The sequence below is a fragment of the Hyphomicrobium sp. genome, from assembly GCF_019744875.1.
Classification (GTDB): domain Bacteria; phylum Pseudomonadota; class Alphaproteobacteria; order Rhizobiales; family Hyphomicrobiaceae; genus Hyphomicrobium_C.
Genome location: NZ_JAIETU010000001.1, coordinates 1 through 12,117, shown reverse-complemented (window position 1 = coordinate 12,117; position 12,117 = coordinate 1). Strand labels below are relative to the sequence as shown.

Genomic DNA, 12,117 nt, shown 5'->3' with positions numbered 1-12,117 from the left:
TGTATCGGTACAGTTTTGGCTGTTCCATCGGTGTGTTTGTCAGATACAGGATCTACAAGAAAGCCATCTGCTTAAAGTGTTGACATGGAATGTCTAGGCAGGAGGTAGGAAATCGCATCGTCACTACAGGCATTTGCTCGATGGAAAAGCATATACGCTTGCGACGCATTTTTTTTGCCTGTAACTTAAAGAAGAATCCAGCGTAGATCATCTCTATGGCGAACGAAGCACACTTCACCCGTCATGATCCTGGTTGGCCAATTCTGCGCGGCATTGAAAAAGGCATGGTCACATATGAGCGACAACGAGATTGAGAGCCGCTTTATCGAACTCGCCGCAGACATCGTCTCTGCTTACGTAAGCAATAACTCGGTTCCGGCAAGTGAGCTCGCCATGTTGATTGGTGACGTGCACGCGGCTCTGGTCCGAGTGACATCCGGGGCTATGCCCGTAGCCATCGAGACGTTGAAGCCGGCGGTTCCCGCCAAGAAGTCTGTCACGAGCGACTTCATAATTTGTCTCGAGGATGGGAAGAAATTCAAGTCATTGAAGCGTCATCTCCGTACGCAGTATAATATGTCTCCCGAAGAATATCGCGAAAAGTGGGGGTTGCCGGCTGACTACCCAATGGTGGCGCCCAACTATGCCAAGGCCCGCTCGCAGCTCGCGAAACAGATGGGGCTCGGGCAACAACGTCGCCGCAAAAAGTAGCGATCGCGGTCACTCAGGCGACAGCGCTGTACCAACCTGCCGCGCCTGGGTTAGCCAGCGTCATCCTTCTTGGTGCCGCCAGAATGTAATCGCTCCGATATCGTCGGCGCCCGTCGCGCGTTTCGCACTACCGGCGTCGACCTGTCATTTTGTGTCGATGCAGGCATCGGCATGGACATGGTCGCCCGGTTTTCGCCTTGGGCACGCTCTCATAACACATAAAATGATTGATTAAGAAAAAAAACCTATCATGATGTGGGGATGCTTCTTTATGGAGAAAGCTGTTGATCCCGCAAAACTCGCTTCAATTGCTGATGACCCTGAGTGTGAAGGGGTCCTATGCAAAGCTTCAATATACCAACGGCAGGGAGCCGGAACTCTTGGCGGTGCGTCGCCGTCGCAACGTCTCAATAGAGGCCGGCCGGTTCACCAGCGCCGCAGGGGAAGCTCTTGTAAACAGCGGGCTTGCTGTTTGGACAGGCGCCGATCCAGCCGACACGTACCTCTCTCTGACTGCTGAGGGGAACCGCAAGGCGGATCTGGCTAGGGGAAATCTGGAGACAGCGCGGGCGCTGCAAGGCGATCTGAAGCCGGCGGAAGAAACAACGCGCTTCGAAGGCTGCCGCCCCCTCGTGGACAATGCGGAAAGTTCGCTGGTTTGGCTCTCCAAGCGGCGCAGTAAGGATGGTGAGCCTCTTCTTTCGCCCTTAGAACTACAGGCTGGCGAACAACTTCGTCGTGACATAACGCAAGCGCAAATCCTTCCGACTTTGACCTCTCGTTGGGACGCCATGCCGCGTCAGTTAGGCGCCCGCCCGTCGCGCGAACATGTCAGCGATCTCGTTCTGGCAGCCTCGCAGCGCGTTTCGCATGCCATGCGCGCAGTTGGACCCGAATTTTCCGGCATCCTTATGGATGTTTGCGGCTTTCTGAAAGGTCTCGAGCAAATAGAACGCGAGCGGTGTTGGCCGCGTCGAACCGCCCGAATTGTACTCAAAATGGGGCTGACCAGCTTGGCCCGTCATTATGGCTTGAGCGCTACGGCGCTCGGTCATGCCAGGAGCAAATCCCGACACTGGGGAGCGCAGGATTACAAGCCTATGATTTAATCAGACTTGGCGCTTGTCGCCGCGTCGCGGGCGTCAGATTTGATCCGTTCGACCATTGCTCGCACGCCGTTCGACCGCTGTGGCGTCAAGTGCGCGTCAAGTCCCAGGCGGTCGAATAGATCTCGCACGTCGGTATCGAGAATTTCCGAGGCGTTTCGGCCAGAGTAGACTTGCAGAATGAGATAGACGAGACCGCGTACAATATGCGCGTCGCTGTCACCCTTGAAATTGAGCACAGGACTGCCAAGTTCGCGGTTAATATTTGTTTGAAGCCAAACTTGACTCGCGCAGCCGCGAACCTTGTTGGCCTCAGTATGCGCGTCAGCATCGAGGGTTTCGAGGTTGCGCCCTAATTCGATCAGATAACGATAGCGGTCGTCCCAATCGTCCAGCAGTTCGAAATTCGCGATGATGTCGTCAATGTTCTCAGCCATGTCGATATTTTCATCCGGCAAGCCTCCGCTCAAGGAGCGGATTACACGTCTATATGGGGCTGCCGGGCGGCTGCGCCAGACTTAATTTTGCGCGCGATGCATTGCAGTCGGTTGGGGCCTGCCTTTCCACGCCGGCGTAAGGTCGCTTGGAAGCAGAGAATTCGATGACGCGCTCACGCCAAGGGCTTTGCCGACCATCGCCGCATGGCGAGCGCAGGCGGCCGGATCCGTCAGACAAAGAGAATGCAACTTATCTGTCGCTGACTCCCTGGCCAGATCAGCCCCTTTCGCCAGATCTGAGCGCACAGCGTGCTCATTCCAGGGAAGAGACGAAAAAACGATGGTGAGCCAGAACGCGCAGCGGATCAGAAAGAACATGCGATGCACCAGAGCGACGGCGACCGCAATACGCGGCGCAATCCGAACGTACCGGCCCTGGATCAAATGCAGGTCAAAATAACCGGATGACTTTGAGCGCGTGATTTCAGGACTGGTTCACCATGATGGCCCGGGCTGCAACGAAAACTAAACCATGTCCCGCTCTTTCAGCGCCTATAAGCGTTTGACCTCGCGAAATTGCTACTTCAGGCGCCGGATAGGCATCCGCGCTTAGCGTTCACTTAATGCCACCCTGCGACTGTGTAGTCGGCAAGGCAACGCAGGCGAGAAGCCGCTCGTTGTCCGGAGTGAGCGCGTCGTGAGTCAATTGTCGAGTTTGGAAAAACGCATCCAGGCGCTTGTGCATGAAAGCGTTCGCGGGTGTGTGCTGGAAGAAGCCCGCCACGCAATGTTCATCGGGACGCGGTTGGCGCTAGCCTTGATCGCCGCGTCAGTCGCGCCGCTTTGCCTAGCAATCAACGGCGCCCCTCCGGCTTGGCAGTCGCTCGCCTTCACATTTGCAATGATGCCGCTCGTGGCGGTCGTGGTCGTGTCTCGGTCAGGGCGTATCGATGTTGGTCATATGGTCTGCATCATAGGACTGATGGGGCTGTCGGTGACAATCAGCCTCGGAGCCGGCGCGGGGTCTAGCGCCGCTATGGTTTGGCTTGTTCTCGCTCCGCTGGAAGCTGCCCTATCCCTTTCGAGCGGTCTCATCGCCGGGTCGGCGATTTGCGCACTCCTCGTAGCAGTCCTGATGGCGGCCGCGGGGCGTTACGGAATTATCGACCCGGCCGGCTCCGAAGCCGATCTGGATTTGATTTTTTCATCTGTGGCGGTGCTTTACGCCTTGGGCCTGGCAGGTTGCTGGCTGCGGGTCAGCGAAATGCGGCGTCTGAGCGAAGTCGCCGATGCAGCTCGTTACGCTACTTTATCGGAGGCTTTGGGGGACCTCGTTCTTCGGTTCGATCGGTCTGGCGCTGTGTTGTCGACGGGCAAAGAGAGCGCGACATTGGTCGGGATCACCGGGCGTGACCTCATGGGCAGGGGATTCTTTGAGCGAATTCAGGTCGCCGATCGTCCGATTTTTCTGAGAGCGATTGCCGATGCAGCGGCTGGCGGGCAGACGTCTGTTTCGACCGTCAGGCTACGCACATCGAGTGTCGCGAGCGAGCTGGGTTCTTTCGAAGAACCTGTCTTCGTGTGGGTCGAAATTCGGGCCCGTCAGATGATTTTAGAAGCGCGTGCGGCGGAGCCTGATGCCGCGCGCGTCATCGCTGTGGTGAGGAATGTATCCGATCGCATCGAGGCTCAGCGTATTCTAGAGAACTCACGCATCGAATCCGAACGTACGCAGGGTTGGAAGGATCGCTTCCTCGCCAACGTTAGCCATGAATTACGTACCCCGTTAAATGCGATCATTGGCTTCTCGGAAATGCTGGGCAATGATCAGCTGGCCCCGCGTGATGAAGGCAAGCGTCGTGAATATGCCGGTATTATTCACACATCTGGCCAACACCTTCTCTCGGTTGTAAATTCGATCCTCGACATGTCGAAGATCGACGCTGGCAGCTTCGAGGTTCTGGCGGAGCCGTTTCCTGTCGCGCCGCTCATTGAGTCTTGCTGCGATATGGTCCGCCTCAAAGCCGAGGAAGCAAATGTGCAAATCCTCCAGATTTGCCCTGCATCGGTCGATGAGCTTGTGGCGGACAAGCGCGCCTGCAAGCAGATTCTGCTCAACCTTCTCTCGAACGCAGTAAAGTTTACCCCGCCTGGCGGCAAGGTTACGATTGGTGTGCGACCTGAAGGAAACTCGCTTTCCTTCTATGTTTCCGATACCGGCATTGGAATTACGCCATCTGATCTACCACGATTGGGCGACCCGTTTTTTCAAGCGCGCTCCTCCTATGACAGGCCATACGAAGGGACTGGTCTTGGACTTTCCGTTGTGAAGGGTCTGGTAGGTTTGCACGGCGGCACCATCTCATTGGAAAGCGAACCGGGCAAAGGGACCTGTGTAACAGTTCGACTGCCACTGAATTGCCGGCGCGTGGGTCCGCCTCATTCGACGGCAAAGATAGAAGTCATCACACGCGCCACGGCGTCTACCGCTCCGGCCTTTCTGACGGTGAAAAAAATTGCGTGAAGCTCTCCTCAATGACAATGCCGCGCATGCACACAGCTCCGGCACACGCCATCCGATGGGCTTCAACTCACGGCCTCACCGTTCGCGCTGGCATTTATCCCTCGTGCGAAACCCGGGGCGTACGATCGGAGGAGTGGTATGCGTCCTGGTCTTGGCCGGCATTGGAGCGAATGCGCTGTTCTTTCAAACGGCGCGTCATCCAGCGCCAATTTTTGGCACGCCCGTCGCCAAGCGGATCGCATCCCCAAGTCAAAAATCTGCACCGCAGGTGGACATACCTATTCCGCCGCCCCGACCCGTTGACTTTTCAGGCTCTCAAAACCAGCTGGCACGCGTAGCCATAGAGCCTGCAAAGGATCAGATTGGCGGTTTGCTCAAGACTTCTATCGTGAATTCACCTGACACGGCGCGCACAATTCAGGCGGCGCAGCGCGCATTGATATTGCTCGGCCATCCAATCAAGGCCGACGGTGTTATGGGGGTATCGACAAGGCAGGCTATCGAGAAGTTCGAGCAAGCACGGAAGCTTCCCGTCACTGGCGAGCTGACGCCTCGTACATTGCGCGAGCTTGCGGCTCAAACGGGCGCGTTGGTCCAGTAGATGCATCTTCGAGCCGACATCTGGGTATCCGGGTATTTGCGCAGATGTGCGGTTGAAGGCGCTACCGCCGTTTTACGCAAGCGCGGCGCTGCTGAGGCAGGAGCAATTTTTGTTCTGGTAGACAAGCTGGATGGACAGACCGCGCTTTATGGCCCGGCGCCGCAAAGCGAATTGGGCGCCCGCCACGGCGTCGACCGGCTTTGGGCAAGGATGCATGCGCAGCCTTGGGTCGATCCGAAGAGCTCGGAAGAACGTCTTCGACGAGAGATGGCCTTTGATCCGGATTTATGGATCGTCGAAGTGGAAGACCGAAGAGGCCGGTGCTTCCTCGATCTTGCTGACTAGGTCTTAATGGCGGATGTTCAGCCGCTGCGCCAAAGCCTCCGCGCGACCACCAACTCTTGGCGCCTGGCCCGGTAACGCGGTTTCGGCCAGATGACGTGACGGCGCGGGACGCGCTGTCTGGTCGAAAATCGGCATATGACTTGCTCGACTGGTCTCCGGCGCCGAGCCTCGCATGGCTTGAATGACGATCTGGGCGACATCGAGCGACGTTGTGGCGACGAGCTGAGTTAGCCTCGACACCTTGCCAAATGAGTGGGAAATCACTGGATCAACAAAAAGAAGAATGCGTGTAGCCACTTCCGGACTTACGCCGATGGCCCGCAGCGCGATCGCAAGGGGCTCCCCTTCGGGATCTTCCAAAATAGCCACGGTGAGATTGCGGTCTAGTTCAAGCGCATGCGACAGCCCCTGAACGAAGCCCTCGCGATCCTGTGCAAGCGCCGCTGCTTCAATACGCCGGGTCGCCGCTGTGGCGCGAGGCTCCATGAAAACGGAAATTTGCTCTGCTTCGCGCATCTGGCGCTTCAAACCTGCAAGCATCAATGCACGCTGACGCGAGGTCGCTTGCAGAAAAAGCGGCGCCGCTTCAGGCTTGTATGCCCATCGGGCGCAAAGAATTTGAGCTAGTTCTGCATCATTTCGGCCGCGGCCTATCAAGGACACGATGATGTCGCGTTCCAGTGGCGCAGCATCATTGCGCGCGAGAGCCCGCGAAACTTCAAGCTCAGGGCGGGCCGCCAGCGCCTTCACTAAGGCGCGGTCCAAGTCCATGCGTGATGCAACTGCCGCAGCACAGTCCGGACCGCCGACGCTTGCTGCCGTCGTGATGCACATGGTGGATAGCTTGCGGCACTCAGCTAATAACAGGCAGGCGGCGGGTCCGCCGTGAGCGACAACCTGTTCCAAGACTTCCGTGGGCGCGTCCGGATGACGGCAAAGCGCCCGAGCTACATGAAGCAGTTCAGCCTCACCGGCATCCTCAACGACCCGCATGGCAATCTCCTCGAACTGCCTAACCTCGTCGTGGCTGTGTGACGAACGCATAACGAACAAGTCGGTCAGGACGCGAAGCAAAACAGGTCGCGTGCTCCCGTTGTCGCTCATGGCGCGCGCGGCAAGCTCCTTGAGTGGATAGGACTGTTGGGCGAAGGGACGCATCGCGGACACACTCTGAAACTGCTGCGATGATAGCGCCAAGATGTTGACGCAACATTAACCTTCGGAAACTCCTAATGCATCGTAACTGATCGCGTTGCGTCTTTTTAACGGGTCATTGGAGGCGACCATGAGCAGCAACATCCTGGTATTCAGACGGGCGGCGAGCAAGGCGGCGATGACGCCTGCCCCCTCGACGACAGGCAACGCAAAGATCCTGTTTTTCACCGGTGTGCGGTACGAGCGGCATGCCATTGATTCTTTGGGTGAAGCTGACGCAAGGCTATCGTCCGCCTCTAAACGCAAGGCTGCGGCAATCGGAAAACGCGTTGCGCGCCCCAAGGGGGCGGCCAAGGGAGCGGATCTAAATCAACAGTCGAAAGTCTCGTGTGGTCACAGGTCAAAAACCATGACTCCGAAAGACATCGGACGTGGCCGCAAGCGCCAAGCCTAGTTGCCTGGAGCGCGGATTTCGGTCTGGCAGCTTATAGACATGATGCGGGTCTGCGCCTCGCTTTTGAGGCTTGGACGTTCGGCCAGAGCCCGGGCGATGAAAAAGCCCTCTGGAGTTGGGGACAGGAGCCGCAGTTCCTGCGGTGGCTCGTCGTCACTGTCACGACCCTCGATTTCTTCCAATTGGTCGCGTGTGGCGACCACGACCTCCAGCCGTCCTCGCGTCGCGCCGCGGTCATTCATGGCGTAGAAGAGTTGGCCAAACCTTCCGTGAAAAGACATCAGCAATAATCGTTCGGGCGGCAGGCTGGCGCGAATCCTGAGCGGACCTGCGGAGAGATCGAACCTGCATGCGCCGAGCGCCATGGAGGGGTCCTCGAATGGCGCAACGCTCATGGCGGAAGTCGTGGCGTCTATCAGTGTCATCTTATTCGCCGGCGCCAAAACGCTGATGCGAGCAAAGGCATCGCGCGTCGCAAGCCTCGGCATGATCAAAATCGATGCAACGTGCACGATTCCCGCAACAGACAGCATCGCGAGCCCCCAAAGGAAGAGACGCGGGACAAATCCAATCTGCCTCCGGGTCTTCAAGCGCAGCGCTCCCGAGTAATGTTCGGCAGTTCGCTGGACTCAAGCGAAAAAGCGTTGGCGCTGTTGGCGCTGTCATAGAGCCGCAGCATCAGGACGAACGATTGATCGCTCGCGATGGGGAGCCAATTGCCCGGACGGGCCGAGCGCGAAAGTAAGATGGAAAAACCATGACCTCCGTCGCGCAGAAGCTCGCCCGATGTAAAGCCATACCGCCGCGTCGCATGCTCCACGATATAGCCGTCAGAATTCAGGATGCTTAAAGTCCAAAAGCGCGCGTTGGGCATCTGACCTGAGATGAGGTAGTCGCAGCGTGCATCGAGCTTGCGCCCGCCACTGTCGATGCGGGCGATAAAACTAAGTCCTTCAGCCGGACCTAGTGGCATTTCACCCGTCCGGGATATGACAGCCTTTGCATAAGGGTCGGAATCAGCTGCTGCCGCCCTGGGCCAGCCGGTCCATGGCCCAGCGTGCACTGCGTCGAAAAAGAAACCGCGATCTAAGCTGATCGAAGTGGCCAGGAGCCCAAGTGCAGCCCCCGAGATCGCAGTAGCGAATACTTTGAAGAGGTTGCCCAAGGTCGACGTAGCTCCACAACGAAAAAGCAAATCTCACTTATAGTGGGGGGAGCTTACTCGTACGAAAGTCACTCAAAAAGGGTGCGCCCATCTGCGGAGCGGACCCGTTTCTTCGCTGTTGTGCCAGTGACGTCTGGAATGATCGAGTAGGACGTTCCGCTGTTCACTTGTCGTCCTACACTCTGCTCGGCGGTGCTGAACATCGTCTCGATCGAGCCAAGCGTCTCAGCTGACTTACGCGACAGCGTCGCAGGCCGCTGCGGCGCGCCGAGATCTCCACGCGTGGTCGAACCCGCGCTGGCGATCGTCGGAGCTACGGCGCCGACCCCATAGGGGTTTTTCAGCTCAATTCCTTGGTGCGCGTAGGCCATGATATCGTGCCACGTGCGAGCAGGCAGCGAACCTCCGGTCATGTTGTTCATGGACGTGGAATCGTCATTGCCGAACCAGATCGTTCCAACGTAATTGCCTGTGTAGCCGCCAAACCATGCGTCGCGATAGGCATTCGTGGTGCCAGTTTTGCCCGCTACAGTCACCCCCGGCAGTTGCGCCGCCCGGGCAGTGCCGGCGCTGATCACTTCCTTCATCATATTGTTCATTTCTGCGACTTTATGGGCAGGAAGAATCTGTGGAGACGGCGAGCCATCTTGGTCCCGGCGATAAATCACCTGATCGCGGGAGTTGCGAATTTCGATCGCCGCGTAAGGTTTAGCTTTGCGTCCTCCATTGGCGAGAACCGCATAGCTGGCCGCCATATCGATGACTTTTACGTCGCCCGCTCCGAGTGGGAGCGACACGGTGTCGGGAAGGGGCGTGGTGACGCCCATGAGGTGCGCGGTTTCAATGATTTTTTGCCGGCCCAGTTTAGCGAAGTTCCACTGGTTGGCGCCCTTATCTTTCCAGTATGCCTGGCCTATCTGGACCGACAGGCGGACGGCAACCGTATTTAATGATTTCTGCAGCGCGACGACCATCGGCATACGCCCAGCAGACGCGCCGCCATAATTTTGAGGACACCAGTTCCCCAGACAAATGCCTGAACCGTCAACCGAACTATTGGCGTTGAACTTGTCCGTCATAAGCGCCGCCAAATAGACGAACGGCTTGAACGACGATCCTGGCTGACGTAGCGCGTCGGTGGCTCGATTGAACTGACTTGCACCGTAATCGCGCCCGCCCACGATAGCGCGCACTGCGCCGTTTGGCTCAAGAACCACGGCGGCGCCCTGCTTGGCGCGATACTGGTTACCATACTGGCGCAAGGCGTCCTCGATCGCCGCGTCTGCGCGCTTCTGAATGTTTGTGTCGAGTGCTGTGCGAACGGTAAGCACCCGGTCCGAGCCCAGTTTTCCGGCTTCCGCGAGCTTGCTGATTTCGTCATAGGCCCAGTCAAGATACCAGTCGGGACTGCTTTCACGACGCCGGTCAACCGGCGTCGCCGGGTTTCGCCGAGCTGCGTAGATCTGACCTTCGGTCAGCAGGCCGGACGCCACCATATTCTGTAGGACGTCGCTGGCGCGCGCGCGCGCCGCCGGCAAATTGATATGTGGCGCAAACTTGGTGGGCGCCTTGAACAAGCCGGCCAACATCGCGGACTCGGCAAGCGTCAGATCACGAACGTTCTTATCGAAGTAAAACTCCGCCGCCGCCTGAATGCCAAACGTTCCGCCTCCCATATAGGCGCGGTCAAGATAAAGCTTCAGGATTTCGCGTTTAGGGAGGTGAAATTCCAGCCAGACAGCCAGGAACGCCTCTTTGACCTTTCGCTCCAAGGTGCGTTCGTTTGTTAGGAAAAGATTCTTCGCCAGCTGCTGGGAAACTGTTGAGCCGCCTTGGACCACGCCGCTGGAGCGCGCGTTCACCGTGAGGGCGCGCAATGTACCGATCGGATCTATCCCGTAATGTTCATAAAACCGACGGTCTTCGGTAGCCAACACGGCCTGGATCAAATGATCTGGAAATTGATCGAGTGGGACGGAATCGTCATGCCGAATGCCGCGGCGCCCGACTTCCTGCCCGGTACGGTCCAGGAATGTAACTGCCAGATCCTGCTTCTTAAGCCAGTCGTCCGACGTCTCACGGAAAGCCGGGATCGCCAGCGCAAGGGCCAGAATGGAGCCAGCAAGCCCAAGTGTGAGGCCCTCGCAGGCAAGTTCGACACCCCCGCGTCGCCACCCACCGACGTGAAGTCGATCCATAAAGGCTGCGAAATCATCGTAGCGGGCCCGTGCGGCCTGACTGCCTGAAAACAGAGAAGAATCGACAAATGAATCGAGCGCCAGCATCGCCCGTGAAAGGCGGCGACCCAAACTTGATTTGGCGAAGTCTTCGAACACGCCTGGTCGGTCTCCTGCCTTCGTCTTGAAGGCTTTATCCTTCGTAAACCTTCTTGACGCCGGGCTCTCCGGAGCGCAAGTGCCTTTTCGACGAACGCCACGGGTCGGTTAATGGCCGGGGTCTGTGCCCCATGGTCCGCAACGTAGGTGTAGGGTCCGAACCGCAGAGCCCCCATGACAAATGATTCGCCCGGTCCATTTTGGAAGAAGAAACTGGAAGACCTAACGAATTCCGAATGGGAAAGCCTGTGCGACGGCTGTGGGCGGTGTTGTCTGGTCAAGCTCGAGGATGAAGACACCGGCGACATCCATTTCACCAATGTGGGTTGCAAGCTTCTGGACGGACAGACCTGCCGTTGTAAGGACTATGTCCGGCGCAAGCGGTATGTGCCCGATTGCGTCAAGCTCACGCCTGCACTGGTTCGATCGATTAAGTGGTTGCCTCCCACATGCGCTTACCGCCTTGTGGCCGACGGGGAGGACCTGAAATGGTGGCACCCCCTGGTGTCCGGAACGCCAGCCACCGTTCACAAAGCCAAGGTCTCGGTGCAGGCGAAGGTGGCCGCGAGCGAAATTGACGTCGATGTCGAGGATCTGCCGGAGTTCATCGTCGCCTGGCCGGGCAAAACACCGAAAGGCGCATGACAGCAGCCTTCGTGCATCGAAACGACTGGATGGCGCTATTTCTTCTCGATCGTCAGCCCGTCGCGACCGAGATTGATCTGCACCCCTTCAGGCTGCTTTTTCTCCTGATAGAGCTGGTACCCTAAAACTGCGCCCACTACCGCAAGGGCTCCGATGAGCAGATAGAGAAGATTATTCCTCGTCACGCTTGTCCTCGAATCGAATTCGTTATGCTTTTCAATAACTACCATACCATCCTCACGGGAATGAGGCGCAAAGGTCATATCCGCGCGCCTTGATTCCAATCATCGCCGGAATGGGTTGGGTGTGGTTCACGAAGCAACTCTGAATGAGTGCCGTACTGCGACAGCAGCTGAAGCCGAGCTTTTGACGGCCAATCCCCTTGCGGTGAGAAAGAGAAATTTGTGACCCTGCAGCTTGATGGACAGGAAGGTGAAGGTCCGGTGGCTCGTCCGGCGCACACTCGCAACCTCATTTTGCATTTCGTTGCGCTTGCTTCCGGTTTCTGGAAGGGCCCAACGCGTCGTACCGCCTATTCACTGACCTTCGCCTTTGTCGTGGGGCTCCTCGCGAACATGCTGCTGGCTTTTGAAGTCAACCGATGGAGCAAATACTTCTTCGACGCTTTGCAGGAGCGC

At 57.6% G+C, this 12,117-nt stretch carries 14 protein-coding genes and 1 pseudogene; 8 read left to right on the top strand and 7 right to left on the bottom strand.

What is annotated here, in order from left to right; all coding sequences use genetic code 11:
- Positions 1 to 294: 294 nt before the first annotated feature.
- Together K2Y42_RS00075 and K2Y42_RS00070 are read left to right on the top strand one after the other, a co-directional pair.
- Complete coding sequence (locus K2Y42_RS00075; protein WP_291147097.1) at positions 295 to 711, top strand: MucR family transcriptional regulator; 417 nt, start codon at positions 295 to 297, stop codon at positions 709 to 711.
- A gap of 284 nt (positions 712 to 995) precedes the next feature.
- The gene (locus K2Y42_RS00070) at positions 996 to 1,820 is read left to right on the top strand and encodes a DUF6456 domain-containing protein (RefSeq protein ID WP_291147094.1); all 825 of its coding nucleotides are present in this window, start codon (positions 996 to 998) and stop codon (positions 1,818 to 1,820) included.
- Here the strand turns inward: K2Y42_RS00070 and K2Y42_RS00065 are convergent.
- Together K2Y42_RS00065 and K2Y42_RS00060 are read right to left on the bottom strand one after the other, a co-directional pair.
- The gene (locus tag K2Y42_RS00065; protein WP_291147093.1) at positions 1,817 to 2,254 is read right to left on the bottom strand and encodes a SufE family protein; all 438 of its coding nucleotides are present in this window, start codon (positions 2,252 to 2,254) and stop codon (positions 1,817 to 1,819) included. The genes K2Y42_RS00070 and K2Y42_RS00065 overlap by 4 nt on opposite strands.
- An 81-nt stretch (positions 2,255 to 2,335) precedes the next feature.
- Entirely contained in the window at positions 2,336 to 2,632 is a 297-nt protein-coding gene (locus K2Y42_RS00060; protein ID WP_291147091.1) for a hypothetical protein, read from the bottom strand.
- 319 nt (positions 2,633 to 2,951) lie between these two features.
- On the opposite strand from K2Y42_RS00060, the gene K2Y42_RS00055 reads away from it, so the two are divergent.
- From K2Y42_RS00055 to K2Y42_RS00045, 3 genes are all read left to right on the top strand, one after another.
- The gene (locus K2Y42_RS00055) at positions 2,952 to 4,778 is read left to right on the top strand and encodes a PAS domain-containing sensor histidine kinase (protein ID WP_291147083.1); all 1,827 of its coding nucleotides are present in this window, start codon (positions 2,952 to 2,954) and stop codon (positions 4,776 to 4,778) included.
- Between the two features lie 151 nt (positions 4,779 to 4,929).
- The gene (locus tag K2Y42_RS00050) at positions 4,930 to 5,379 is read left to right on the top strand and encodes a peptidoglycan-binding domain-containing protein (RefSeq protein ID WP_291147082.1); all 450 of its coding nucleotides are present in this window, start codon (positions 4,930 to 4,932) and stop codon (positions 5,377 to 5,379) included.
- Positions 5,380 to 5,724: a DUF1491 family protein gene (locus tag K2Y42_RS00045; protein ID WP_291147081.1), complete on the top strand. Its 345-nt coding sequence runs from the start codon at positions 5,380 to 5,382 to the stop codon at positions 5,722 to 5,724.
- Positions 5,725 to 5,727: 3 nt separating this feature from the next.
- On the opposite strand, the gene K2Y42_RS00040 is transcribed toward K2Y42_RS00045, so the two are convergent.
- Complete coding sequence (locus K2Y42_RS00040; RefSeq protein WP_291147079.1) at positions 5,728 to 6,882, bottom strand: DUF2336 domain-containing protein; 1,155 nt, start codon at positions 6,880 to 6,882, stop codon at positions 5,728 to 5,730.
- Positions 6,883 to 7,009: 127 nt separating this feature from the next.
- Between K2Y42_RS00040 and K2Y42_RS00035 the strand changes: the two genes are divergently transcribed.
- Positions 7,010 to 7,333, top strand: a complete 324-nt coding sequence (locus K2Y42_RS00035) for a hypothetical protein (protein ID WP_291147075.1) — start codon at positions 7,010 to 7,012, stop codon at positions 7,331 to 7,333.
- On the opposite strand, the gene K2Y42_RS00030 is transcribed toward K2Y42_RS00035, so the two are convergent.
- From K2Y42_RS00030 to K2Y42_RS00020, 3 genes are all read right to left on the bottom strand, one after another.
- Positions 7,330 to 7,866, bottom strand: coding sequence for a hypothetical protein (locus tag K2Y42_RS00030; RefSeq protein WP_291147074.1), 537 nt, complete (start codon positions 7,864 to 7,866; stop codon positions 7,330 to 7,332). The two genes, K2Y42_RS00035 and K2Y42_RS00030, sit on opposite strands and share 4 nt — an antisense overlap.
- Before the next feature lie 53 nt (positions 7,867 to 7,919).
- A complete protein-coding gene (locus K2Y42_RS00025; RefSeq protein ID WP_291147068.1) occupies positions 7,920 to 8,498 on the bottom strand; it encodes a DUF1214 domain-containing protein in 579 nt (192 codons plus the stop codon).
- Positions 8,499 to 8,566: 68 nt separating this feature from the next.
- Positions 8,567 to 10,783 (bottom strand): PBP1A family penicillin-binding protein, encoded by a 2,217-nt coding sequence (locus tag K2Y42_RS00020; protein WP_291147096.1) that lies wholly within the window; start codon positions 10,781 to 10,783, stop codon positions 8,567 to 8,569.
- 225 nt (positions 10,784 to 11,008) lie between these two features.
- Between K2Y42_RS00020 and K2Y42_RS00015 the strand changes: the two genes are divergently transcribed.
- Positions 11,009 to 11,479, top strand: a complete 471-nt coding sequence (locus K2Y42_RS00015) for a YcgN family cysteine cluster protein (protein ID WP_291147067.1) — start codon at positions 11,009 to 11,011, stop codon at positions 11,477 to 11,479.
- A 35-nt stretch (positions 11,480 to 11,514) separates the two neighbouring features.
- Here K2Y42_RS00015 and K2Y42_RS00010 read toward each other — a convergent pair whose 3' ends face one another.
- Positions 11,515 to 11,709, bottom strand: coding sequence for a hypothetical protein (locus tag K2Y42_RS00010; protein WP_291147095.1), 195 nt, complete (start codon positions 11,707 to 11,709; stop codon positions 11,515 to 11,517).
- Positions 11,710 to 11,883: 174 nt separating this feature from the next.
- On the opposite strand from K2Y42_RS00010, the pseudogene K2Y42_RS00005 reads away from it, so the two are divergent.
- Positions 11,884 to 12,117 (top strand): annotated as a pseudogene (locus K2Y42_RS00005) (hypothetical protein); the annotation flags it as partial.

Bases quoted from the DNA above. Each gene is read 5' to 3' on its own strand.
- K2Y42_RS00040 (WP_291147079.1), bottom strand. From the start codon at position 6,882: ATGCGTCCCTTCGCCCAACAGTCCTATCCACTCAAGGAGCTTGCCGCG.
- K2Y42_RS00075 (WP_291147097.1), top strand. From the start codon at position 295: ATGAGCGACAACGAGATTGAGAGCCGCTTTATCGAACTCGCCGCAGAC.
- K2Y42_RS00060 (WP_291147091.1), bottom strand. From the start codon at position 2,632: ATGTTCTTTCTGATCCGCTGCGCGTTCTGGCTCACCATCGTTTTTTCG.
- K2Y42_RS00020 (WP_291147096.1), bottom strand. From the start codon at position 10,783: ATGCTGGCGCTCGATTCATTTGTCGATTCTTCTCTGTTTTCAGGCAGT.
- K2Y42_RS00010 (WP_291147095.1), bottom strand. From the start codon at position 11,709: ATGGTAGTTATTGAAAAGCATAACGAATTCGATTCGAGGACAAGCGTG.
- K2Y42_RS00015 (WP_291147067.1), top strand. From the start codon at position 11,009: ATGACAAATGATTCGCCCGGTCCATTTTGGAAGAAGAAACTGGAAGAC.
- K2Y42_RS00065 (WP_291147093.1), bottom strand. From the start codon at position 2,254: ATGGCTGAGAACATTGACGACATCATCGCGAATTTCGAACTGCTGGAC.
- K2Y42_RS00045 (WP_291147081.1), top strand. From the start codon at position 5,380: ATGCATCTTCGAGCCGACATCTGGGTATCCGGGTATTTGCGCAGATGT.
- K2Y42_RS00030 (WP_291147074.1), bottom strand. From the start codon at position 7,866: ATGCTGTCTGTTGCGGGAATCGTGCACGTTGCATCGATTTTGATCATG.
- K2Y42_RS00035 (WP_291147075.1), top strand. From the start codon at position 7,010: ATGAGCAGCAACATCCTGGTATTCAGACGGGCGGCGAGCAAGGCGGCG.